We start from the raw sequence: 22,573 nt of genomic DNA on the forward strand, positions 1-22,573 counted from the left end.
GCTCGCATGTCGGCGGATGAGGCGGTGCAAAAGTGAACGGCAAGAAGATCGGCTTCGGATTTCTCGACCGGCCCGGCGTCCGCGAGCAGCTGCGCCTGGCACAGAAGGCCGAGGCGCTGGGCTATCATTCCCTCTGGGTGACGGAGACGCGGCTCGCCCGGGACGCGCCGTCGGTCCTCGGCGCGATGGCGGCGACGACCGAGCGGATCCGGCTGGGAAGCGGCATCGTCAACAGCTGGACCCGAGGGCCCGCGCTCATGGCGATGACCTTCGCCACGCTCGACAATCTGGCGCCGGGGCGCATGTCGGTGGGGCTCGGCGCCTACTGGGACCCGCTCGCCTGGAAGCAGGGGATCGACCGGCGCAAGCCGCTGACGCAGATGCGCGAATATGTGGGCGTGCTGCGCCGGCTGCTCGCCCTGGAGGCAGGCGTCACCTTCGAGGGCGAGTTCGTGAAGGTGCGCGACCTCACCCTCGACCTCGGCTACGGCGATGCGCGCGTGCCCCCGGACGTGAAGATCTATCTGGGGCCGACGGGGCCGAAGATGATGCAGCTGTCCGGGGAGGTCGCGGACGGCGTGCTGATGAACGGCATCCTGCCGCCGGACTACACCGTCGAGGCGCTCGGCCTGCTGGCAGAGGGCGCGGCACGGTCCGGCCGGACGCTCGCCGACCTCGACAAGGTTCAGCTGGTCAACGTCTCGATGAACGCCGACCCGGAGAAAGCGAGGTTCGACGCCAAGCGGCTGGTGACCCAGTATCTCGGGCAGCAGCCGCATTTCGCGGAGGCGCTGAAATTTCCCGAGGAGCGGCTGGCCGAGATCAAGCGCGTCATGGGCGGCTGGCCGCCGCGGCCGGGCGGCATCGAGGATGCGATGTCGCTGGTCGACGACGCCCTGGTCGATGATTTGATCGCGCACGGTACGCCCGAGCAGTGCGTGGCGAGCGCACGGCGCTGGCTCGACGCCGGCCTGGACGAGATCGTCCTGATCCCGCTCAGCCGCAATTACGACGAGATCCTGGAAGCCTTCGCGCCCTGATACTCTCGACGCCCCAGGCTGCCTGAACGACGAACCGAGGAACCACGCCGTGAGAAACAGTCCCGATCCCGCCGCGATCGCCGAGGCGGCGCTCGCTAGGCTGCCGATGGCCGATGCCCTGTTCGAGCAGATCCGCGCGGCCACCGCCGACACCGCCGGGGTGACGCGCCCGGCCTGGAGCCCGCAGGACAGGATGGCGGCCGACATGGCCACTGCCGTCGCCCGCGATCTCGGGCTGGAGATCCGCACCGACGCCGCCGGGAATTACTTCTACACGCTGCCCGGCCGCGACCGCAGCGCCCCCGCGATCATGACCGGCTCCCACTTCGACTCGGTGCCGAAGGGCGGCAATTATGACGGCCTTGCGGGCATCGTCGCGGGGCTCGTCGGCCTCGCCGCGCTGAAGGACACGGGCTTCGAGCCGGCCTGCGACGTCACGGTCATCGGCATGACCGGCGAGGAGAGCGTCTGGTACGGCATCGCCTATGTCGGCAGCAGGCTCGCGACGGGGGTGCTGCCGCCGGCGCAGCTCGATACGCTGCTGCGCGACGACAGCGGGCGTTCGCTGGCATCTCACATGGCGGACGTCGGCATCGACATTGCCGCACTGCGTGCGTCGGGGCCCAGCGTCACGCCGGCCAACACCCGCGCCTTCCTCGAGCTGCATATCGAGCAGGGGCCGGTCCTGATCGGCGAGGACGTCGCGGTCGCGATCCCGACCACGATCCGGGGCAACGTGCGCTTCCCCTACGCCTGTTGCATGGGCAGCTACGACCATTCCGGCGCCACGCCGCGCGCCTATCGCTCGGACGCCGCCCTCGCGGTTGTGGAACTGCTGGCACGGCTGGAGGCCTGGTGGGTGGAGCAGGAGGCCTCGGGCGTACCCGATACGGTGTTCACCGTTGGCAAGCTGTTCACCGATCGCGCCGAGCACACCATGACCAAGGTGCCGGGGCGGATCGACTTCACGCTGAACATCGGCGGCACGACCCAGCCGTTCCTCGACCAGGGGCGCGACCTGACCTACGCCCTGGCGAAGGAGATCGCAGCGGCGCGGCGGGTGACCTTCGAACTGGGCGAATGTGTCGGCTCCAGCCCGACGCCGCTCGACCCGGACTTGCGCCGACTCCTGGTGGAGACGGCGGGCGGCCTGAGCCTTCCGGTCCGCGAATTCGCCACCGTCGGTCACGATGCGTCGATCTTCGCGCGCGCCGGCATTCCGGCGGCGATGCTGCTCGTCCGCAACGAGAACGGCAGCCACAATCCGCACGAGGCCATGACGATCGCGGATTTCGGCGAGGGAGCGAGGCTGCTCGCCGCGACCATCGCCACGCTCGCCGGCTGACCGGCGGCGCACATCGGCAACCCCCACGCTTTTCATGGGGCGGGGGTCAATTTTTCCTTTGCGTCACAGGGGGGGGGCCTATATACGCCCCCACTCGCACCACGCACACCCACGTGCCCGCTGGTACTCGATCCCCCGAAGGGGAACGGGAATTGGTAACGAGGTAACGGTGCGGTCACCGGCGGTCAGGCTCTCGGGCAGGACCGCCACCCATGGGCTAATTCTGGCTTTGGGGAGGGATGTGCGATGACTGCACGCATCCGCCGATATATAGCGGAGAAGGCACCCGCGACTCCGTGCCTGATCATGGACCTCGACGTCGTCGAGCAGAAATACGAAGAACTGCGCCGCGCCCTGCCGTTCGCCACCATCTACTATGCGATGAAGGCGAATCCGGCTCCGGAGATCCTGCAGCTTCTGTCCGGTCTCGGCTCCAGCTTCGACGCTGCGAGCATATACGAGATTCGTGACGTTCTTATGAATGGTGCTTCGCCCGAGCGCGTGTCGTTCGGCAACACCATCAAGAAGAAGGCCGACATCGCCGCCGCCTACGAACTCGGCGTGCGTCTGTTCGCCTTCGACAGCGAGTGCGAACTCGACAAGCTGGCCGAGGCGGCTCCCGGTGCGCGCGTCTTCTGCCGCATCGTGATGACCGGCGAAGGCTCGGACTGGCCGCTCGGACGCAAGTTCGGCTGCGAGGCCGAGATGGCACGCGACCTGCTGATCGCGGCCCGTGACAAGGGTCTGGAGCCTTACGGGGTTTCCTTCCATGTCGGGTCGCAGCAGCGGGACGTCGGCCAGTGGGACCTGGCGGTCGGCCGCACGGCGATGCTGTTCACCGAGCTGAGCGAGCGCGGCATCAACCTGCGCATGGTCAATGTCGGCGGGGGCTTCCCGGCGCGCTACACGACCGATGCGCCGGAGACCGAAGACCACGCCGAGGCGATCATGGCGGCGTTGACGAAGCACTTCGGCAACCACCTTCCCGAGGTGGTGGTCGAGCCCGGCCGCTCGATGGTCGGCGATGCCGGCATGATCCACAGCGAGGTCGTGCTGGTCTCGCACAAGAGCTACGACGACGACGAGCGCTGGGTCTATCTGGACATCGGCAAGTTCGGCGGTCTCGCCGAGACGATGGACGAGGCGATCAAGTACCGGATCTCGACCTCGCGTGACGGGGGCCCGACCTCGCGCGTGATCCTGGCCGGACCGACCTGCGACGAAGTGGACGTCATGTACCGCAAGACGCCCTACGAGTTGCCGGTCGACCTGCGGCCCGGCGACAAGGTCGATTTCATGTCGGCCGGTGCCTACACCTCGACCTACTGCTCGGTCGGCTTCAACGGCCTGCCGCCGCTGCGGACCGTCTTCGCCTGATCGGGCGGGTCGGCGGATGAGACTGAGGGGCCGCTCCGGCGACGGGGCGGCCCCTTCTTCTTTGGTGCAGTACCGTCAGTCGGCGACGGCACCGGCGGCGATCAGCCCCTCGATCTCCGCCTCGCTCCAGCCGGCCGCGGCGAGAACGCTGCGGCTGTGCTGCCCGAGGCCAGGGGCGAGGCCGATCGTGTCGTCGCTGGCCCGCTCAGCACCGGGCGTGCGCGGCACGTGCACGGTCCCGACGCCGGGATGCTCGGTCGACACGGCCGCACCGACGGCCTGGACATGGCCGTCCTTCAGCCAGTCGCCGAAATCATTGATGCGGTCGCAGATCAGGTCGGCGGCGCGCAGCTTCGCCAGCCATGCATCGGTTGTATCCGCCAGGAGCAGGTCGCGGATGATCGGCACCAGGCGGTCGATATGGTCCGCGCGCTGGGCGAAGGTGGCGAACAGCGGGTCTTCGGCGAGGGCAGGCTGGCCCAGGATCGCGCACAGCTTGCGGAACTGATCCTCGCGCACGAGGGTGATCATGATCCAGCCGTCCGCGGTCTTGTAGACCCCCGCGGGGGCGTTGAGCAGGCGCGGCGCCCCGCCTTCCAGCATCGCCTCCGCCAGCTTGTGGCCGAGCAGGGCCGCCGAGCCGGTCATCAGGCTGACGTCGATCCAGCGCCCCTCCGCGGCGTCGCGCCGGGCATAGAGAGCGGTCGCGACTGCCTGGTAGGCGTAGAGACCGGTCGAGACGTCCGAGAGGATGGCGGTGCTCTTGTGCGGCGTCCCGTCCGGTCCGCGGGCGGCGTGGATCAGGCCGGAGAAGGCCTGGGCGGCTGAATCCGAGCAGGGGCGGGCGGCGTACGGACCGCTCTGCCCGAAGCCGCTCACCGAGACGTAGAGCAGGCGGGGGTTCTCCGTCTTCAGGCTCTCGTAGCCGAGGCCCAGCCGCGCTGCGACCCCCGGCCGGAAGCCCTCGATCAGCACGTCCGCTTGGACCGCGAGCCGGCGCGCCACGGCGCGGGCCTCCTCCTTGCGCAGGTCGAGGACGAGGCTCTTCTTGCCGCGGTTGAAGACCGCCGAAACGGCGGACTGGCGGCCGGCATAGGTGGTGCCTAGGCTGCGGCCCCAGTCGCCTTCCGGCGGCTCCACCTTGATCACCTCGGCGCCGTAGATGGCGAGGAGCTGCGCGCAGTAGGGGGCGGCCACGCCCTGGCCGAGGTCGAGCACCCGCAGGCCGCGATAGGGATGGGCATAGCTCATGGCTGGGCCTCCGACGCATAGGGAACGAGGACGATCTTGCCCATGACGCTGCGGTTCTCGACGAGGCGCAGCGCTTCCGCGAACCGGTCGAGCGGCAGGCTCCGGTAGGTGAGGGGGGCGAGCTTGCCCTGTTCGAACAGGGCGAACATTTCCGCATAGAGCTCGCGGACGCGGGCGCGCTTCGCGGCACTCGCCCGCGTCTTGCCCCAGGCCATGTAGTAGCCCCAATAGACGCCGATCACGTCGATGTTCTTGACCAGCAGCAGGTTGGCTGGCACCTGCGGGATGCGCCCGCCCGCGAAGCCCATGGGAATGATGCGCCCTTCGGGGGCGATGCAGCGCAGCGACTTGTCGAAGACGTCGCCGCCGACAGGATCGAAGATCACGTCGGCACCGAGGCCGCCCGTCAGCTCCAGAACGGCATCGCGGAAGTCGGTCTTGCCGTAGTCGATGCAGTGGTAGGCACCGTGCGCGCGGGCAACCGCCAGCTTCTCGTCGCTGCCGGCGGTGGCGATGACGGTCGCGCCGAGCGCCTTGCCGACCTCGACCGCGGCGAGGCCGCTGGCGCCGGCCGCCCCGTGCACCAGCAGCACCTCGCCCGGCTGCAGGCGGGCCCGCCAGGTGAGCGCGCCGTAGGCGGTGGCGTAGATTGTCGGAAACTGGGTTGCGGCGTCGTAGCCGAGACCCGCCGGAATGCGGAAGACGTTGTCGCCGTCGACCACCGCCTCCTCGGCGAAGCCGCCCCAGGGAAGGCCGGCGCAGACGCGGTCGCCCGGCTGTACGTGGCCGACGCCTTCGGCCACCTCGATCACGATGCCGGCGATCTCCGTGCCCGGCACGAAGGGATTGGGCGGCTTGTTCTGGTGGCGCCCGGCGATGACCAGCAGGTTGGCGAAGCTCACCCCGGCCGCCTCGACGGCGATGCGGACGCCGCCGGCGATCATGTCGGGGGCGGCGACTTCCTCGACCTTCAGGCTGTCGATGCCGCCGGCGTCCCGGCAGAGAACGGCGCGCATGTCAGTTCCCCCCGACCTTGCCGTGGCGGCCCGCACCTTCGGCGAAGCGTGCCGCACCGGCCTGCGCCTCGATCCGTCTGGCCTCCGCGGCCAGTTCCATCTCCTGGCGGATCGCATCGGCACGCGGCAGGTCGAACTGTCGGATCGTCGACATCCGGTCCGACCGCATCGCGATCTGGGGGAAGGCGGCGATCTGGTGCGCCAGTTCTCTTGCCACTTCCAACGCCTTGCCGGCGGGGGCGAGTCGGTCGGCAAGGCCCATCGCCACCGCTTCGGCGGCGCCGACGTGACGTGCCGTCAGCAGCATGTCGAGCGACCGGCCGAGCCCGACGATCCGCGGCAGCTGCACGGTCGTCCCGTCGCTCATCGGTACGCCCCAGCGGCGCGAGAGCACGGCGAAGGTGGCACCCTCCTCGGCGACGCGCAGGTCGCAGCGCAGCGCCATGCCGAGTCCGCCGGCGCAGGCATAGCCAGCGACCGCCGCGATCATCGGCTTCGACAGCAGGTCGTGGCAGGGGCCGTCGGGGTGGCCCGCCCAGGGCTCGTAATCGTCCCCGCCGGCGAGCGCCTTGAGGTCGGCGCCGGAACAGAAGGTGCCGCCGGCGCCGGTCAGGATGGCGACGCGTGCCGTGTCGTCGGCATCGAACGCGTGGAACGCGGCGGTCAGCGCGGCTGCCGTCTCGTTGTCGATCGCGTTGCGGACGTGCGGGCGATTGATGGTGATGATCGTGACATGCCCGTCCTTCTCGACGAGCACCTTGTCGGTCTGCGGCGCGTTCATCCCGGACCTCTTTCGTCTCCGGCGGTGCGCCGGCATTGCTGGTTTGATAATTAAGCTACTGATCAGTATTTTTATCGTCAAGCGAGCGCCGGAGAGGGGGCATCGGATGGGAAGAGCCGTCGGTCGGCCGAGACAGGACGAAGCGGATCTCGCCGTCAGGCAGGCGGAGATCCTGGATGCCGCCGCGCACGCCTTCATGGACCAGGGCTTTGCGGCGACCACGCTCGACCGGGTCGCCGATCGCCTCGGCGCGACCAAGGGCGCGGTCTACTACTATTATCGCAGCAAGTCGGACCTGTTCTTCGCCGTCCACCGCCGCGCCATGGAACTGACGCGCGACGCGCTGGAGCCGGCCGCGACGGGCGCGGGCGGGCCGCTGGAGCGGCTGCGCCGGATGGCGCACGCGCACGCGCTGCTGATGATGGAACAGCTTCCCTATCTGCGCGTCGCCGCCCAGGGGCTGGAGCTGCACCTGCTCGGCCGGACGACGGAGGGCGAGCGGGCCGGCCTGCGGGAGATCGCGGCCCTGCGCGACGCCAACGAGCGGTTCTATGTGGGGGTGATCGAGGAGGGGGCGGCCGCGGGCCTGTTTCGGACGGTCGATGCGCGCCTGCTCGCGAAGCCTGTGCTCGGCGCGCTGAACTGGACGTCGCGGTGGTATCAGCCGCGGCCCGGGGAGACGCCGGAGGATCGCAACCGCATTGCCGTGGAGCTCGCGGAGTTCGTGGTGCGGGCGCTCGTGCGATAGCTCATGGGGGCGCGGTTCCCGGACCGGCGCGTTCGCCGGATCCGGGGACTGCGGGTGACGTCAGGCGTTGCCCTTGTGGATCGGGTCGACCCACGCGACGTTCTCCGGCTTCTCGACCGGCTCGATGTCCAGATTGACGACGACAGCTTCATTGTCGCTGCGCACCAGGACGCATTCCAGCGTCTCGTCGGAGGAGGCGTTGATCTCCTGGTGCGGAACGTAGGGCGGCACGTAGATGAAGTCGCCGGGACCCGCTTCGGCCACATATTCCAGCTTCTCGCCCCAGCGCATCCGCGCCTTGCCGCGGATCACGTAGATCACGCTCTCCAGCGGGCCGTGATGGTGCGCGCCGGTCTTGGCGTTGGCGTGGATGTGGACGGTGCCGGCCCAGATCTTCTGGGCGCCGACGCGGGCCAGATTGATCGCGGCGGCCCGATTCATGCCCGGCGTGCTGGCCGTGTTCGTGTCCAGGCTGTCGGCGGGAATGACTCGTACGCCGCTGTGCTTCCAGCCGTCCTCGGGTGCGTGACTATGCTCGTGCCCATCGTGGGGCATCGCAGGCTCCTGTCGATCCGTAACGTGAGGGCCGAGAGGTCGCCGCGAAAGCCCGTGCTGTCAAGGCCGATTGCTGCGGGTGCGAAGACGTGCCGCGTCGGCGTGGCCTATCTAACCGTGGCCGATATCAGCGTGGCGTGCCTCAGCGTGGCGCGTCACCCGCGACCTGGACGCGGCGCATGACGCGGCGGTACTGACCGGCGTCGTTGATCGCGAGGTGCTTGCACGCGCGGTTGTCCCAGAAGGCGACCGAGCCCTGGCGCCAGCGGAAGCGGCAGGTCATCTCCGGCTGGTTGCCGTGCTCCATCAGGAAGTCGAGCAGCGGCCGGCTCTCGGCTTCGGTCATGTCCTCGAAGCCGACCGTGTAGGAGCGGTTGACGAAGAGCAGCTTTCGGCCGGTCTCCGGGTGCGTCCGCACGACGGGATGTGCGGTGATCGTCTCGCGCCACTCGCTGTCGTCGCGGGTCTTGGTCGAGCGACCGGCGTTGATCTTCGCTGCCGCGGCGGGGCCGGTCACCAGCCGGTCGCTGTGCAGCGCCCGCATGCCTTCCAGCATGCGCTTCATGCCGTCCGACAACGTCTCGTAGGCGAGATACTGGTTGGCGAAGAGCGTGTCGCCGCCATAGGGCGGAACTTCGACGCCATAGAGGATGGCGCCCATCGGCGGCTCCGGCATCATCGTGGTGTCGGCGTGCCAGTCCTCGCCGACGATGCGCGTATCGCCGGGCTCGCGCGTGATCTCGACGATTTCCGGGTCGGTGCTTTTCGACCGCAGGAAAGGGTGGACGAAGATCGGGCCGAAGCGCCTGGCGAACGCCTTGTGCCGCTCCGGCTCCAGATTCTGGTCGCGGAAGAAGACGACGCAGTGATCGAGCAGTGCCTGGCGGATCGCGCCAATCGTGCCGTCGTCCAGATCGTCGGCGATGTCGACGCCGTGGATCTCGGCGCCGATCGACCCCGTCAGCGGCCGCACCTCGAGGCTGTTGCGCATCCTTCCCTCCTTGCCGGGTGCGGACGGGCCGCACCTGTTGTCCGGTCATTTGGTGGAGTATCGTGCCGGCGGCCAGGAGCGGCAAGAAGGGCCCTACCGCTCCAGCCGCACCTCGACCTCGCCGATGCCGCGCAGCGCGACGCGGATGTGGCTGCCGGCGTCGGCGAAGCTCATGCCGGTGCAGGACCCCGTCGTCACCACGTCCCCGACCTTCAGGCCGGCGCCCCGCTTCGAGGCGTGATTGGCGAGCCAGACCATCAGGCGTACCGGATCGCCCGCCGCGTTGCCGCCGATGGCGTCCGCCGCCGGCTGGCCCTCGATCTCCAGTCTGATCGGCTGGATCGACAGGTCGATCTCGTGCCATGCGCTGAGGCCGGTCCCGTGGATCAGGGCGCCGTTCGCCGACAGGTCGGCGACCGCCCAGCCCGGCGCCACCTGCGGCCAGGCGCGCCAGCGGCTGTCGACCACCTCGATCGCGGCGCAGACCGCGCCGACCGCCGCCATGACCTCGCTGCGGCTGTAGGGCTTCTCGCGCGGCGGCAGGTCGGTGGTCACGCGGAAGGCGACCTCCGCCTCTATGCCCAGGCGTCCGTACTCCGACGCGGGCAGTCGTGCCGGGCCGCGGAAGATCAGGCCTGCCGGCAGCGGTGCGCAGCGGGGCTCGGCGGTGGGCGACGCGGCGCCGACCTTCCAGCCGCCGTTGCCGCCCAGCGCCGCCACGACCTTGTCCTGGACGGCGTAGGCTTCTTCCAGGCTGGGTTCGGCCATGCCCGCGGGGATGTCGAGCGGCTGCCGCTCGCGCCGCGCCTTCAGCAGCAGTTCCGCCAGCGTCTCCACAAGATCCGCACGCATTCCAGACGACTCCCAACGCAGACGTGTCATTACGCTTCGATCTTACACCGCCGCGCCTCATCCTCCAGCGATGCCGGGCGTATGACACGTCTCCCGCCGGCTTTCGTTGACATGTCAGTGGGCCGGTTGGATGCTGCCGGGTAAGAAATGATAAAGCCGCAGGAGGGCCCCATGGGACACCCCCGCATCGTCGTGCTCGAAGGCGGATCCCTGCCGGCGCCGATCTCCCTCCGTCGTCCCGAACCGCCGCACGACTGGGTCGAGTACGAGAGTTCGCACGAGTGCGACTTGGCCGAGCGCCTCGCGGGCGCGCAGGTCGCCGTGGTGAACAAGGTTCCGATGCGCCGGGCGACGCTCGATCGGCTGCCGGACCTGCGCATGATCGCCGTCTCCGCCACGGGCACCGACTGCGTCGACCTCGAGACCTGCCGCGCCCGCGGCATCACCGTCTCTAATGTCCGCGGCTATGCGGCACACACGGTACCGGAACACACGATGGCGCTGATCCTGGCGCTGCGGCGCAGCCTGATCGGCTTCGTCGACGACGTGCGCGCCGGCCAGTGGCAGAAGGCGTCGCAGTTCTGCCTCTTCACGCATCCCGTCCGCGACCTGCACGGCAGCAATATCGGCATCGTCGGCGCCGGGACGATCGGCCGGTCCGTGGCGCGCATGGCCGAGGCGTTCGGTATGCGCGTCATGTTCGCGGGGCGGAAGGGCGATCCGTCGCCCGGCGCGGACCGCACGCCGTTCGAGGAGATGCTGGCGACCGCCGACGTGATCACCCTGCATTGCCCATTGACTGCGGCGACACGCGACCTGATCGCGATGCCCGAGTTCCGCGCCATGCGGCGCCGGCCGGTCCTGGTCAACACCGCGCGCGGCGGGCTGGTGAACGAGGCCGACCTGATCCGCGCTCTCGACGAGGGCCTGATCGCCGGTGCCGGCTTCGATGTTGCGTCGCCCGAGCCGCCGCCGCCCGACTACCCGCTACTCGGTCTCGTCGACCGGCCGAACTTCATCCTGACGCCGCACGTCGCCTGGGCCAGCCAGGAGGCGGCGCAGATCGTCGCCGACCAGACCACGGCCAATATCGAAGCCTTCCTGCGCGGCCGTCCGGTCAACGACGTGGCGGGCGTCGCCGCCGGTGGGTGACGTGACGTCGCTCGCCCGATCGGCGCAGGAGGCGCCGGAGGATCTGCGCCGTGCCCTGATCCGCCTCGGCCTGCTGCAGTCCGATGCCCGGGTCCCCTTCGTCCCGCTGACCGGCGGCGTGTCGTCGGATATCTGGCGTGTCGACCTTCCCACCGGTCCGGTCTGCATCAAGCGCGCGCTGTCGCGCCTGAAGGTCGCCGCCGAATGGAACGCGCCGGTCGAGCGCAACGCCTTCGAGGCGGACTATTTTCGCGTCGCGGGGGCGGCCGCTCCGGGATCGGTGCCGACACTGTTCGGCCAGGACGAGGAAAGCGGTTCGCTCGTCATGGCGTTTCTCGATCCGGCCGGTCACCCGGTCTGGAAGGCGGAACTGCACGCCGGCCGTGCCGATCCGGTCTTCGCGGCGATGGTGGCGGACCGCCTGGTGCGGATCCACGCCGCCACCGCCGACGATCCGATGATCGCGGCGCGCTTCCCGACCGATGCCATCTTCCATGCCATCCGGCTCGAGCCCTATCTGCTCGCCACCGCGCGTGCCCATCCCGACAGGGCCGACGTGCTGCAGGCGGTGGCGGCGGAGACTGCGGCGACCCGTCGCGTCCTGGTGCATGGCGACGTCAGCCCAAAGAACATCCTGGTCGGCCCGGACGGACCGGTGATCCTCGACGCCGAATGCGCCTGGTACGGTGACCCCGCTTTCGACCTCGCTTTCTGCCTCAACCACCTGCTGCTGAAATGCCTGTGGACGCCGGCCGCCGCTTCCGGCTTCCTCGCCTGCTTCGACACCCTCGCCACGCTTTATCTCGGCGGCGTCGCCTGGGAAGCACCGGCCGAACTCGAGCGTCGCGCCGCCCGCCTGTTGCCGGGTCTGCTCCTGGCACGCGTGGACGGGAAGTCGCCGGTCGAGTATCTCACCGCCGAGGCCGACAGGGACCGCGTGCGCGGCGTAGCCCGCGCGCTCCTCGGCGCCCCTGTGGGCCGGCTGGGCGCGGTGCGTGCCGCCTGGTCCGACATGCTGACGCGGGAAGGATGGACGCTTTGAGTGAAGACACGATCGTTTCCGTCGTCGGAAGGCGGGTCTGGGATTCGCGCGGACGGCCTACGGTCGAGGCGGAGGTCGTGCTGGAGGGCGGGGCGGTGGGCCGCGCCATCGCGCCGGCCGGTGCCTCGACCGGGTCCGGCGAGGCGCTCGACCTGCGCGACGGCGGCGAGGCGTTCGGCGGCTACGACGTGCGGCGCGCCGTCGCCAGCGTGAACGGCGAGATCGCGGCAGCCCTGCGCGGCCGCGACGTGCGCGACCAGGCCGGTGCCGACGCGGCGCTCGTCGCGCTCGACGGCACGCCCGCCAAGTCGCGCCTCGGCGGCAACGCGATCATCGCCGCGTCGATGGCGATCCTGCAGGCCGCCGCGGCGGCGGCGCGGGTGCCGCTCTGGCGCTACATCGGCGGCGACGCGGCGTGCCTCATGCCACTGCCGGAGATCCAGATCTTCGGCGGCGGCGCCCATGCCGGCCGCCGCGTCGACGTGCAGGACTTCCTGCTCGTCTGCCCCGGTGCGGAGAGCTTCGCCCAGGCGCTCGACTGGACGGCCGAGGTCTACCGGCACGCCGGGCGCCTGATGGCGGAGAGCGGGCGGCTGCAGGGGGTCGCCGACGAAGGCGGCTGGTGGCCCGCCTTCCAGTCGAACGAGGAGGCGATCGAGACCCTGCTGCGCGCGATCGAACGCGCCGGCTATCGGCCGATGGAGCAGGTGGCGATCGCGCTCGACGTGGCCGCGTCGGAGTTCGGAAAGGACGGCCGCTACACGCTGGGGCTGGAGAGCCGCGTTCTGGACAGCGGCGGGATGATTGACCTCCTCGGCGGCTGGCTCGACCGCTATCCGATCGTCTCGGTCGAGGATCCGCTGGCAGAGGACGATGCCGAAGGCTTCGCGGCCTTCACGGCGCGCTTCGGCGACCGGATCCAGGTCGTCGGCGACGATTTCCTGGTTACCGACGCGGCGCGCGTGCAGCGTACTGCGGCGGACGGTGCCGCGAACGCCGTCCTGCTGAAGCCGAACCAGCGCGGGACCATCACCGAGACCCTTGCCGCCTGGGACGCCGCCAAGGCGGCCGGCTATGGCGGCATCGTGTCCGCACGCTCCGGCGAGACCGAGGACACGACGATCATCCACCTCGCCGTCGGCTGGGACGTGCCGCAGTTCAAGGTCGGCTCGTTCACCCGGTCCGAACGCATGGCGAAGTGGAACGAGGCGCTACGCATCGAGGAGGCGCTCGGCGACCGGGCCCGGTTCGCCGGCTGGTCGCCTTACCCGCGCCGCTGACCCGGTTCGCCGGGAGCAGCGGCGCGGGCGGTTTCTGTGTCGGATCCGTGCTGGCAATAATGGCACAGGTGCCGCCGCCTCGGGTTCGAGGGCAGTGTCTTTGTCGATTCGCGACCGACCCGCTGTGATATTCTCGCATAGGTTCTCGGCGATGATCATTGGGACCGCCCGTGCGGCGGCGCCAGCGAAGCAGGTCGGTGCCGCGCCGGCGGCGGCCGTGATGACCGCCTCGAACTAGCGGTCGACCGGTCTCGGGGAAGGGGTCTCGGGGAAAGGCATGGACGACGCACTGCCCGGGGCGACCGCATTCGCCATGCCCGACGTGCCCTTCATCGATGCTGGGGCCGGCGGTGCGCCCGCAGTTTTCGATGCCGCGCCGGACCGGGCCATCCGCCTTCTCGAATGGGGGGAGCGGAAATATGGCCTCGCCGCCATGCGGATGGCCGACAGGCGCTCGCGCGGCTGGCTGATCCGGGCCGGCAACCCATACGTGGCCGAGATCGATGCGATCGCGGCGCGCATCGGACGCCCCGGCGCGTTCATGCTCAACCTCAGCTTCGAATGGAACTGCACTGCCGCCGTCGGTCCGGACCCGGAGCGGGGCGGCGCGCGGCTTCTGCGCACGCTCGACTGGCCTCTGCCGGGGCTCGGCGAGAATCTCGTGGTCGTGCGCCACGAGGGGCCGCACGGATCGTGGCTCAGCGCGACCTGGCCCGGCTTCGTCGGGTCTCTCACGATCATGGCCCCCGGACGCTTCGCCGTGTCGATCAACCAGCCGCCGGCGCGCCTGACCAAGATCGGACCATTCGGCGTGCCGCGCGTCGTCGACTGGTTCATCAGCCGCCGGAAGGTCGCACGCAGCAACGGGCTTCCCCCGGCGCATCTCCTGCGCAAGGTGTGCGAGGAGGCAGCCGACTATGCCGAAGCGAAGCGCATGCTGAGCGACGCGGCGGTCTGCATACCGGTCTTCTTCACCGTCGCCGGCCTCGCGCCGACCGAGGGATGCCTGATCGAGCGCATGGAGACACGCGCCTTCACCTTCGAGGCGCCGGTCTGCGCGGCGAACCATTGGCTGACGCCCGGCCAGTACGGGCGCATGCGCACCGCCACCAGTCCGCAGCGGCTGGACAGCCTGCGCGCCCGCATGGAAACTGCGGTCGAAATGGAATGGTTGGTGGAGCCCGTGCTCAATCACGCGACCCGACTGGCGGCCGTGGCCAATCCGGGCGCGGGCCATCTCGTCGTCCAGGGCTTCGAGGCGGGTGGCGCCGTCACGGTGCCCACGCAATTCGTCGCCTGAGCGCCCGCCCCGTGACGCAGCTGCTGGAAGCCATCGTAAGCGACCGCCTTCGCCTCCGGCCGATCGAGCGCCGCGACGCGCGGGTCTTCGCGGCCCTCGGCAGCGACCCGCTGGTCTTCCGCTACATTCCGGAGATCGACCATCCGTTCGACGCCGACGCATGGATCCGCGAGATCACGGGCAATCCGGAATGCTATATCCGGCATGCGGTGGAACTGATCGACCGGGGCGAGATCATCGGCGCGATCCAGCTGAACCGCCGATCGAACATGCTGCTCCAGGTCGGCTACTGGTTCGGCCGACCCTATTGGGGCCACGGCTACGCGACCGAGACGCTGGAGGCGCTGCTCGCCTTTCTCGACGAGCGCACGCGCGAGCCGATCCACGCGGCCGTGCACCCCGAGAACGCCGCTTCCCGTTCGGTGCTGGAGAACAACGGCTTCATCTGCCTGAACCGCTGGCTCTCCGACATGATGGAGTATCGCCGCCAGCGTTAGGCCGCCTGCGTCGCTCCGGCGTCGGTGGTTGCGACCGGCGGCCATGGGCCTCACAATCCGCCCCGCAACCAGGGAGGCAGCGATGGCGGAAGACGGGAAGACCGGAATGAGGGCAGGCCTCGCCAACTATGGCGACGCCGGGTTCTCGCTCTTCCTGCGCAAGGCGATGATCAAGGGGATGGGTTACTCCGACGACGCCCTGGAGCGGCCGATCGTCGGCATCACCGACACGTTCAGCGGCTACAACGCCTGCCATCGCACCGTGCCCGACCTGATCCACGCCATCGAGCGTGGCGTCCTGCTGGCCGGCGGGCTGCCGGTCCGCTTCCCGACGGTCTCGGTGCACGAGGCGTTCAGCCATCCGACCTCGATGTTCCTGCGCAACCTGATGGCGATGGACACCGAGGAGATGGTCCGCGCCCAGCCGATGGACGCGGTCGTCCTGATCGGCGGCTGCGACAAGACCGTGCCGGCGCAGCTCATGGGTGCGGCGAGCGCCGGCAAGCCGGCGATCATGGTCGTCACCGGGCCGATGATGACCGGCGACTACAAGGGCGAGCGGCTGGGGGCCTGTACCGACTGCCGCCGCCTCTGGGGCATGCACCGTAGCGGCGAGATCGGCGCCGACGAGATCGACGTGATCGGCGGCCGGCTGATGCCGACCGCGGGCACCTGCATGGTCATGGGCACCGCCAGCACCATGGCGCTGATGACCGAGGCGCTCGGCATGATGCTGCCGGGTGGCGCCTCGATCCCGGCCGTCCACGCCGACCGACTGCGCCATGCCGAGGCGAGCGGCGCGCGGGCCGTGGCATTGGCGAAAGACAATGTGACGCCCGACAAGATTATGACGCCGGCGGCGTTCGAGAATGCGCTGCGCATGCTGCTCGCCATCGGCGGTTCGACCAACGGCATCGTCCACATCGCCGCCGTCGCCGGCCGCCTCGGCATCAAGATCGACCTGGATGCCTTCGACCGGCTGGGCGAGGAGACGCCCGTGGTCGTCGACCTGAAGCCGACCGGTCAGCACTATATGGAAGACCTGTTCAAGGCCGGCGGTGCCGCGCCGATCCTGCGCGCGCTGAAGCCGCTGCTGAACCTCGGCGAACTGACCGTCAGCGGAAAGACCCTCGGCGAGGACATCGACGCCGCGCCCGCCGACTGGGGCCAGACGGTCGTGCGCCCGCTGCACGACCCGATCTATCCGAAGGGCGGCATCGCGGTGCTGCGCGGCAACCTGGCGCCGGAGGGCGCAATCGTTAAGCAGTCGGCGGCGAAGCAGGAACTGCTGGTGCACGAGGGCAGGGCGGTCGTGTTCGATTCGCTGGAGGACATGGCGAACCGGCTGGACGATCCGGATCTCGACGTGCGCGCCGATGACATTCTCGTCCTGCGCAACTCGGGGCCGAAGGGCGCGCCCGGCATGCCGGAGTCCGGCTATATCCCGATCCCGAAGAAGCTGGCGGCGCAAGGCGTGAAGGACATGGTGCGCATGTCCGATGCGCGGATGAGCGGTACTGCCTTCGGCACCATCGTGCTGCACATCTCGCCGGAGGCGGCGGCCGGCGGGCCGCTCGCCTTCGTGCGCAGCGGCGACCGCATCCGGCTCGACGTGCCGAACCGCAGCCTGGAGCTGCTCGTCGCCGACAGCGAACTGGCGGAGCGGCGCAAGGGCTGGGCGCCGCCGCATCACGAGGGATCGGAGCGCGGCTACCTGAAGCTCTACCTCGACCAGGTCAACCAGGCCGAGGACGGCTGCGATTTCGACTTCCTTACCAAGCGCCCGGTGGTCGCCTCCGTCCCGGCAGGATCACGGACGCGTTAACGGGTCGTAAACCTCCGCGGGTGCACGATCGGATCGTCTGGCGTAGCCAGGTCCGGGCGGTTGCCCGGCGGGCGCATGCGGCGTGTGCCCATCCGACGGGAGCAGCGAGATGTCGATCACGGCAGCGACACCGGCCGGCTTGGTCTCACTGGAGAGCCAGCAGCAGGCGGCGCCAGCGTGGCCGGCGCGCAGTATCGACCAGAGCCAAGCGAATCGTATCGGGTTCGGCGACCCCGTGGCGCTGCGCCTCTCCGCCGAAGCCCGCGTGAACAGCATGAGCAATGCCGAGGACACGTCCGCAGACCGGACGGCCTCGCTCGGCGCTCTCGAGGATCGCCTGCGGGACTTTCGCGAGGAGGTCGAGAAGATGCTCGTCCAGCGCGGCATGCCGATGGGCGAGGCTGCGGACGCTGCGGGCATTCTCGCCGCGGCCGTGGGCGAAGCCGCCGCGAAGCCCGATATTCGGGACCAACTCGCCAGCCTGTCCGAGCGTCTGCCGGATCTGGCCGCTCGCGCGTCCCTGGTCGTCGAGGAGGCGGTGGTCCGCTGGGACCCGGTTTCTCAGACCTTCGTTTCGAGCGTGCAACGAGTCGCCGTGTCCGTCGATCTGCAGAACGGCTACGTGGTGCCGCGCGGAGGCGAGGCCGATGCGAGCGATCCCTCGCGCAGGATCGCCGTCTTCAAGGTCGATGCGGTATTGCCGCTGAACGCCGCTCTCGGCTGATCCCGGCGCCGGACGCGCGAAAGGCGCGAAGCACCAAGGTGCTCCGCGCCCTCCACAACTCTTCTACTTGTCGAGCCACACGTTCTCGTAGCGATAGCCATTGTACGAGCTGTTCGCCATCGTGGTCAGATTCTTGACGTAGGGCTGCCAGCAGGTGGCCGCCTTGGCGTGGAAGATGACCGGTCGTGCCGCATCTTCCTGCAGCTTCTTGTCGATCTCCCAGACGAGCTGCTTGCGCTTCTCGACGTCGGATTCCATCGACTGCTCGTCGAATTTCTTCTCGAGCTCCGGGTTGCAGTATTTCGTGTAGTTCCGCTCGGACTCGCAGGCGAAGTTTTCGTAGAAGGTGACGTCGGGGTCGTCGACGCCGATGCCGGTCAGGTTCATGCCGACGGCATAGTCCTTCCGCGCGACCTTGGCATGCCAGAGGCTGGTTTCGACCACCTCCAGTTCGCCGTCGATGAAGATGTCACTGAGCTGGTCGATCAGGATGACGGCCGGATCGCGATAGATCGCGATATTGCGCGTCGAGACCTTCACCGGCAGCCGCTTGTCGGGACCGTACCCGGCCTCCTTCATCAGCTTGCGCGCTTCCTCCCGGTTCTTCTCGATCTCCGGACCATAGCCGACCACCGTCTTGAGGACGTTCTCGGGCATGCCCCAGACCCCGTCGGGCGGCGGCAGCATGATTCCGCCGATGTCGTCCTGGCCTTCGCTCAGGATGTCGACGAACGCCTGGCGGTCGAGCGCCAGCATCATCGCGCGCCGGACCCGCTCGTCGTCGAACGGCGCCTGCTCGCGGTTCACGATCAGGTTGCGATTGACGTTGGTCGACCGCAGCTCGCAGATCGCGTTCGGCGCCTGCGCCTTGACGTCTTTCAGCATCGGAATGGAGATGTCGACCGGATATGTCATGTCGAAGTCGCCGGCGATGAAGGCCAGCATCCGCGTCGATCGGTTCCGGATGATGTTGAACTCGATCCCGTCGAGGTAGGGCTTTCCCTTTTCCCAATAGTCCTCGTTCTTCGTCAGCTTGATGTATTCGTTCTGCCTGAACTGGGAGAACTTGAACGGGCCGGTGCCGATCGGCTTCGTCCGCATCTCCGCCGGGGTGACGTGGCACGGGTAGACCGGCGAATATCCCGAAGCCAAGAGCGCGAGGAATGCGGGCTGCCGCCGGCCCAGGTTGAAGGTCACCTCGTAGTCGCCGTTCGTCGTGACCTCGTTCAGGTTGTGGTACCAGACGCGGCGCGGATTCTTGCGGAACTTCTGCTCGCTCTTCCCCTGCAGCATGTCCCAGGTGCATTTCACGTCGGCGGACGTGAAGGGCTTGCCGTCGTGCCACTTCACCCCTTCGCGCAGCTTGAACGTCAGCTTCGTTCCGTCCTCGCTCCACGACCAGCTCTTGCCCAGGTCGGGCACGATCGTGTCGAGGCTGTTCACCGGCTTCGACTGGTCGAAGATGACCAGGTTGTTCATGACGCTCATGATCGGGATGACGGTGGAGTTCGTTGCCTCCTCGTGGATCGACATCGAGGGCGGCGAGTCACGGTGGTAGATCTTGAAGATCCCCCCGGCCTTCTGTGCCATCGCGGGCTGCGCGAGGCAGGCTATGGCCAATGTCGATCCGACAAAGGCCAAGTATCTGGTACCTCTTGTCATGAAGCTTATCCTCCCACGGATTCTTGCTTTCGAGGTGATTCACCCGCACAGGCGCAACGCGCGGCGGTGATCAAACCCTCGATATTGGCGGACCTTCTCGCTTAAGGACGAGTATTGCCGCTCGCCGATCATGTTGACGGTCACGACTGCGACGGTCAACGCCAAATTCTCGCCGCAATCCAGCCGCGAGCCGCGGTCGTCACGGCGCGACTGCTCATGCCGAACGCATGACTTCGATACGTCTGGACAAATGGCGCGCTGCCGCGCGGGGCCGAGCAGGTGGGCGGGGACGCGGATCCGCCGCCGATCAGCCCTTCAGCGAAAGCTCGTGCCGCGGCCGGCCCCAGTTGCGCGCCGCCGCCTCGACCCGCGGCAGATCCTCCTCGAGCATCAACCCGTCGGCCACCAGCCGCCGGGCAGCTTTGACGATGGCCGCGATGTAGCCGGCGGCATCGCCGTATCGGCCGATCACCGACGCACGGGGGTCGCCCGTCACCGCCTGTTCGCCGTCGGTGTCGGGGAAGGGGATGTAGCTGCCCGTGAACTCTTGCATCGCGCCGTGCCCGAGGCCGCGGGCGCGCAGGTTCCAGCCGGTGTAGGTGCCGAGCGGTGCCTGCACCATCGGCGCACGCACGCCGGGGATGTCGTTCCCGTCCGCGTCGACCGCCGGCACCATCACGGGATAGCCGTCGCGCGACACCATCTGCGGCGGCTCGCGCAGGATGCCCTGCTCGAAATCCGGGCCGAAATCCATCAGCGGCAGGCGGGCCGGTTCGGTCGGCTTCGCCACGCCCGGGATGTCGGGAAACCGGCTGCGCCAGGTCTCGGCATCCACCAGCGTGCCGTCGGCGCGCAGCGGCACCCGGCTGGCCGGCGGGGCCGTGCCGTCGGTCGCCCACCGGTCCATCGCGTCCAGCATCGCGCGGAAGAACATCGACGTGGAGACGGTGTTGTTGAGGTTCTGGCAGACGCCGCGGGCCGGCGGCTTCGAATTCGGGTCGGCGAAGTGTTGCGAACTCGCCCACAGGAAGACGCGCACCCCCTCGGGCTGGGGCAGATCATTGCCGCGCGTGTCGGTGTGCACCAGCGAACCGCGCCGCTGCCAGTATTCGGTCGCCGTCTGGGTGTGGATGACGAGCGGGTCGGTCGCCGGCCGCTTCAGGATCGCGTCCGTTCTGCCGGTCAGGTGGTCCGTCGTCTTCGCGTAGGAGAAGGGGAAGCGGTCGGCGCAGTTGAAATGGTCCTCGTACTGCTGGCCGGCCGGGTTCACGCCGTTGGCGAAACGATGGTTGAGCCACATCCGCCCGGCGCCCGAAACGTGCGGCAGCACGCCGTCCAGCACGCGCCGTCCCTGGGCGTCGGCGTTGAAGCCCAGATAGGTAAAGTCGCGGATGGCGCGTCCGGTCTGGGAGCGGCCCCAGCCATAGGCCTTCTCGATCGTGCCGACGGGGTTGGCCTGTCCCGCGTCGTCCTCGCCGCGATACTTCAGGAAGCTGACCAGATCTCGCACCACGACGTGGCCCAGCCCCATGACCAGCGGTTCGCGGCCGATATAGACGATCTCGTAGATCCAGCCCGGCTCGAACCCGTCCTTGATGTAGAGGTGGGTGTCCGACGGGATCAGCGCCTGTTCGGCGCCCTGCATGTCGAGGCCCACGCCGCTCTCGACGCGCGCGAAGGCCCAAGCGTCGGACGGCAGGCGCTCGGGCTTGTCGTAAGGGTAGCGCCGGCGCGTCAGCAGCGCCTCGCGCGTGTCCAGCGACACGGTCGGGTGGCTGCGTGTCGAAACGCGCCCGCTCAGCGGCATGCTCTTCACGCCGGGGCCGTTGGCGATGAACTCCGTGCGGACCTGCCCCGTGACCGGTCCGTCGGCTTCCCGCGCCACAGGCAGGTCGAGGATCATCCGGCCGCTGCCGGGCAGCAGGTCGCCCTGCCATGCGGCGTGGACGACGGTATAGCCGCGGCGGAAGAAGAAGCCGTTGCCGGCATGCGCGGCCGTGCGGATCTCGTTCGACGCCGGCGCGTCGCAGAAGAACTGGACCGCCCGATTGTTGCCGCGGTTGCCCCAGTCGAAGAAGACCCGCCGGTTGCCGCGCGCCGGGTCGACGGGCTTCAGGATCAGCAGGTCCGAGGCGAACTCGACCAGCCCGTCGGCATTGCGCGGCGCCTTGCCGATGTCGACGATGCCGGCCTGCGCCGGCGCCTCCGGATCGACCGCGAAATGCGCGCGGCCCCACAGCCGTTCGTAGGGTCCGACGTCGCCGAACGCCATACCGTCGGCGAAGGGGGCGCGTTCGGCGATGCGCAGTTCGATCCGGTTGGTCATCGTCCGCCTCTGTCTCCTAGAACTGCACCCGGCGCGTCATCGCGCCGTCGACGACCAGGTTGGCGCCGCTGACGAAGCCGGCGCGCGGGCTGCACAGGAAGACGACGGCGTTCGCGACCTCCTGCGGCGACCCCATCCGGCCCATCGGGTTGGCGGCCAGCATCTTCTCGTAGAGGGCGGTGTCCTCGCGCTTGCGCCGGCCCCAGACGCCGTCGTCGAAATAGATCGTGCCAGGCGAAACGGTGTTCGCGCGGATGCCCTTCGGCGCCACCTCGTTGGCGAGGCCGCTGACGAAGTTGATGATCGCCGCCTTCACCGCGCCGTAGGGGCGGGGACCCTGCGCGGTCTCGACGCCGGCGGTGGACGCGATGAAGACGATCGACCCCTGGCCCGAGGCCTCCAGCAGCGGAACGGCCGTCTCGATGCCCATCGCGGTGCTGAGGATGTCGAGGTCGAACCCGGCCTTCCAGCCCTCGACGGTGCGCGCGCTGTTCATCGCGCTGACGTTGGAGACGAAGGCGTCGAGCCCGCCGAGCTGGCCGGCCGCCGCCTTGATCCAGTCCATGTAGGCCTGCACGTCGGCGACGTCGATCGCCGTGCCGTAGGCCTTCACGCCCTTCGCCTCCAGAGCCTTCGCGGTCGCCGCGACCTGCTCGGGGTTGCGCGCGCAGAAGGCGACGTCGGCGCCTTCGTCGGCGAACTGCTCGGCGATGGCGCGGCCGATGCCGCGCGTGCCGCCGGTGACGATCGCCTTCTTGCCCTTCAGTCCCAGATCCATCGTCCGTTCTCCCGTCCTTGGTTCGGCAGTC

General features: G+C 69.0%; 20 protein-coding genes. 11 read left to right on the forward strand and 9 right to left on the reverse strand.

The genetic code is table 11. The annotated features are described in order from the left end of the window. Positions 1–32: 32 nt before the first annotated feature. From ABIE65_RS05900 to ABIE65_RS05910, 3 genes are all read left to right on the forward strand, one after another. The gene (locus tag ABIE65_RS05900) at positions 33–1,040 is read left to right on the forward strand and encodes an LLM class flavin-dependent oxidoreductase (protein ID WP_354076263.1); all 1,008 of its coding nucleotides are present in this window, start codon (positions 33–35) and stop codon (positions 1,038–1,040) included. Between the two features lie 49 nt (positions 1,041–1,089). Continuing rightward, positions 1,090–2,385, forward strand: coding sequence for a Zn-dependent hydrolase (locus ABIE65_RS05905; protein WP_354076264.1), 1,296 nt, complete (start codon positions 1,090–1,092; stop codon positions 2,383–2,385). 246 nt (positions 2,386–2,631) lie between these two features. Further along, on the forward strand, positions 2,632–3,762 hold the full coding sequence (locus tag ABIE65_RS05910; protein ID WP_354076266.1) for a type III PLP-dependent enzyme: 1,131 nt from the start codon (positions 2,632–2,634) through the stop codon (positions 3,760–3,762). 75 nt (positions 3,763–3,837) lie between these two features. Here ABIE65_RS05910 and ABIE65_RS05915 read toward each other — a convergent pair whose 3' ends face one another. Genes ABIE65_RS05915 through ABIE65_RS05925 form a run of 3 tightly spaced genes read right to left on the reverse strand, consistent with a single transcriptional unit; the run spans position 3,838 to position 6,810 of the window. After that, a complete protein-coding gene (locus ABIE65_RS05915) occupies positions 3,838–5,013 on the reverse strand; it encodes a CaiB/BaiF CoA transferase family protein (RefSeq protein ID WP_354076268.1) in 1,176 nt (391 codons plus the stop codon). Continuing rightward, the gene (locus ABIE65_RS05920) at positions 5,010–6,029 is read right to left on the reverse strand and encodes an NADPH:quinone oxidoreductase family protein (RefSeq protein ID WP_354076270.1); all 1,020 of its coding nucleotides are present in this window, start codon (positions 6,027–6,029) and stop codon (positions 5,010–5,012) included. The genes ABIE65_RS05915 and ABIE65_RS05920 overlap by 4 nt, the downstream gene beginning before the upstream one ends. A gap of 1 nt (position 6,030) precedes the next feature. Beyond that, complete coding sequence (locus ABIE65_RS05925; protein WP_354076271.1) at positions 6,031–6,810, reverse strand: crotonase/enoyl-CoA hydratase family protein; 780 nt, start codon at positions 6,808–6,810, stop codon at positions 6,031–6,033. Positions 6,811–6,916: 106 nt separating this feature from the next. Here ABIE65_RS05925 and ABIE65_RS05930 point away from each other — a divergent pair, with 106 nt between their 5' ends. Beyond that, complete coding sequence (locus ABIE65_RS05930; protein ID WP_354076273.1) at positions 6,917–7,558, forward strand: TetR-type transcription factor C-terminal domain-containing protein; 642 nt, start codon at positions 6,917–6,919, stop codon at positions 7,556–7,558. A 60-nt stretch (positions 7,559–7,618) separates the two neighbouring features. Here ABIE65_RS05930 and ABIE65_RS05935 read toward each other — a convergent pair whose 3' ends face one another. The 3 genes from ABIE65_RS05935 to ABIE65_RS05945 form a co-directional block, all read right to left on the reverse strand. Further along, positions 7,619–8,113 (reverse strand): cupin domain-containing protein, encoded by a 495-nt coding sequence (locus tag ABIE65_RS05935; protein WP_354076275.1) that lies wholly within the window; start codon positions 8,111–8,113, stop codon positions 7,619–7,621. Between the two features lie 142 nt (positions 8,114–8,255). Then, positions 8,256–9,104, reverse strand: a complete 849-nt coding sequence (locus ABIE65_RS05940) for a TauD/TfdA dioxygenase family protein (RefSeq protein WP_354076277.1) — start codon at positions 9,102–9,104, stop codon at positions 8,256–8,258. 93 nt (positions 9,105–9,197) lie between these two features. Then, positions 9,198–9,956, reverse strand: a complete 759-nt coding sequence (locus ABIE65_RS05945) for a 2-keto-4-pentenoate hydratase (protein ID WP_354076279.1) — start codon at positions 9,954–9,956, stop codon at positions 9,198–9,200. Between the two features lie 171 nt (positions 9,957–10,127). Between ABIE65_RS05945 and ABIE65_RS05950 the strand changes: the two genes are divergently transcribed. From ABIE65_RS05950 to ABIE65_RS05980, 7 genes are all read left to right on the forward strand, one after another. Then, the gene (locus ABIE65_RS05950; protein ID WP_354076280.1) at positions 10,128–11,108 is read left to right on the forward strand and encodes a D-2-hydroxyacid dehydrogenase; all 981 of its coding nucleotides are present in this window, start codon (positions 10,128–10,130) and stop codon (positions 11,106–11,108) included. A 1-nt stretch (position 11,109) separates the two neighbouring features. After that, the gene (locus ABIE65_RS05955; RefSeq protein ID WP_354076282.1) at positions 11,110–12,150 is read left to right on the forward strand and encodes a phosphotransferase; all 1,041 of its coding nucleotides are present in this window, start codon (positions 11,110–11,112) and stop codon (positions 12,148–12,150) included. Then, positions 12,147–13,430, forward strand: coding sequence for a phosphopyruvate hydratase (gene eno / locus ABIE65_RS05960; protein WP_502918509.1), 1,284 nt, complete (start codon positions 12,147–12,149; stop codon positions 13,428–13,430). Before ABIE65_RS05955 ends, eno begins: the two co-directional genes overlap by 4 nt. A gap of 277 nt (positions 13,431–13,707) precedes the next feature. Then, entirely contained in the window at positions 13,708–14,730 is a 1,023-nt protein-coding gene (locus tag ABIE65_RS05965) for a C45 family peptidase (protein WP_354076284.1), read from the forward strand. An 11-nt stretch (positions 14,731–14,741) separates the two neighbouring features. Further along, positions 14,742–15,227 carry a GNAT family N-acetyltransferase gene (locus tag ABIE65_RS05970; RefSeq protein ID WP_354076286.1) on the forward strand — a complete coding sequence of 162 codons (486 nt, stop codon included), beginning with the start codon at positions 14,742–14,744 and terminating at the stop codon, positions 15,225–15,227. 82 nt (positions 15,228–15,309) lie between these two features. Beyond that, positions 15,310–17,052: an IlvD/Edd family dehydratase gene (locus tag ABIE65_RS05975; protein WP_354076287.1), complete on the forward strand. Its 1,743-nt coding sequence runs from the start codon at positions 15,310–15,312 to the stop codon at positions 17,050–17,052. 235 nt (positions 17,053–17,287) lie between these two features. Next, on the forward strand, positions 17,288–17,776 hold the full coding sequence (locus ABIE65_RS05980; RefSeq protein WP_354076289.1) for a hypothetical protein: 489 nt from the start codon (positions 17,288–17,290) through the stop codon (positions 17,774–17,776). Between the two features lie 63 nt (positions 17,777–17,839). Here the strand turns inward: ABIE65_RS05980 and ABIE65_RS05985 are convergent, their stop codons facing one another. From ABIE65_RS05985 to ABIE65_RS05995, 3 genes are all read right to left on the reverse strand, one after another. Continuing rightward, positions 17,840–19,366 carry an ABC transporter substrate-binding protein gene (locus ABIE65_RS05985; protein ID WP_354076290.1) on the reverse strand — a complete coding sequence of 509 codons (1,527 nt, stop codon included), beginning with the start codon at positions 19,364–19,366 and terminating at the stop codon, positions 17,840–17,842. A gap of 379 nt (positions 19,367–19,745) precedes the next feature. Continuing rightward, positions 19,746–21,764: an alpha/beta hydrolase domain-containing protein gene (locus ABIE65_RS05990; RefSeq protein ID WP_354076291.1), complete on the reverse strand. Its 2,019-nt coding sequence runs from the start codon at positions 21,762–21,764 to the stop codon at positions 19,746–19,748. Positions 21,765–21,780: 16 nt separating this feature from the next. Next, positions 21,781–22,542, reverse strand: a complete 762-nt coding sequence (locus ABIE65_RS05995) for an SDR family NAD(P)-dependent oxidoreductase (protein WP_354076292.1) — start codon at positions 22,540–22,542, stop codon at positions 21,781–21,783. Positions 22,543–22,573 lie beyond the last annotated feature (31 nt).

Origin of the sequence: Constrictibacter sp. MBR-5, assembly GCF_040549485.1 — a bacterium.
Classification (GTDB): Bacteria; Pseudomonadota; Alphaproteobacteria; order JAJUGE01; family JAJUGE01; genus Constrictibacter.

Excerpts from the sequence above, each read along its gene's own strand:
- ABIE65_RS05910 (WP_354076266.1), top strand. The coding sequence starts at position 2,632 with ATGACTGCACGCATCCGCCGATATATAGCGGAGAAGGCACCCGCGACT.
- ABIE65_RS05915 (WP_354076268.1), bottom strand. The coding sequence starts at position 5,013 with ATGAGCTATGCCCATCCCTATCGCGGCCTGCGGGTGCTCGACCTCGGC.
- ABIE65_RS05920 (WP_354076270.1), bottom strand. The coding sequence starts at position 6,029 with ATGCGCGCCGTTCTCTGCCGGGACGCCGGCGGCATCGACAGCCTGAAG.
- ABIE65_RS05925 (WP_354076271.1), bottom strand. The coding sequence starts at position 6,810 with ATGAACGCGCCGCAGACCGACAAGGTGCTCGTCGAGAAGGACGGGCAT.
- ABIE65_RS05930 (WP_354076273.1), top strand. The coding sequence starts at position 6,917 with ATGGGAAGAGCCGTCGGTCGGCCGAGACAGGACGAAGCGGATCTCGCC.
- ABIE65_RS05935 (WP_354076275.1), bottom strand. The coding sequence starts at position 8,113 with ATGCCCCACGATGGGCACGAGCATAGTCACGCACCCGAGGACGGCTGG.
- ABIE65_RS05940 (WP_354076277.1), bottom strand. The coding sequence starts at position 9,104 with ATGCGCAACAGCCTCGAGGTGCGGCCGCTGACGGGGTCGATCGGCGCC.
- ABIE65_RS05945 (WP_354076279.1), bottom strand. The coding sequence starts at position 9,956 with ATGCGTGCGGATCTTGTGGAGACGCTGGCGGAACTGCTGCTGAAGGCG.
- ABIE65_RS05950 (WP_354076280.1), top strand. The coding sequence starts at position 10,128 with ATGGGACACCCCCGCATCGTCGTGCTCGAAGGCGGATCCCTGCCGGCG.
- ABIE65_RS05965 (WP_354076284.1), top strand. The coding sequence starts at position 13,708 with ATGGACGACGCACTGCCCGGGGCGACCGCATTCGCCATGCCCGACGTG.
- ABIE65_RS05975 (WP_354076287.1), top strand. The coding sequence starts at position 15,310 with ATGGCGGAAGACGGGAAGACCGGAATGAGGGCAGGCCTCGCCAACTAT.
- ABIE65_RS05985 (WP_354076290.1), bottom strand. The coding sequence starts at position 19,366 with ATGGCACAGAAGGCCGGGGGGATCTTCAAGATCTACCACCGTGACTCG.
- ABIE65_RS05990 (WP_354076291.1), bottom strand. The coding sequence starts at position 21,764 with ATGACCAACCGGATCGAACTGCGCATCGCCGAACGCGCCCCCTTCGCC.
- ABIE65_RS05995 (WP_354076292.1), bottom strand. The coding sequence starts at position 22,542 with ATGGATCTGGGACTGAAGGGCAAGAAGGCGATCGTCACCGGCGGCACG.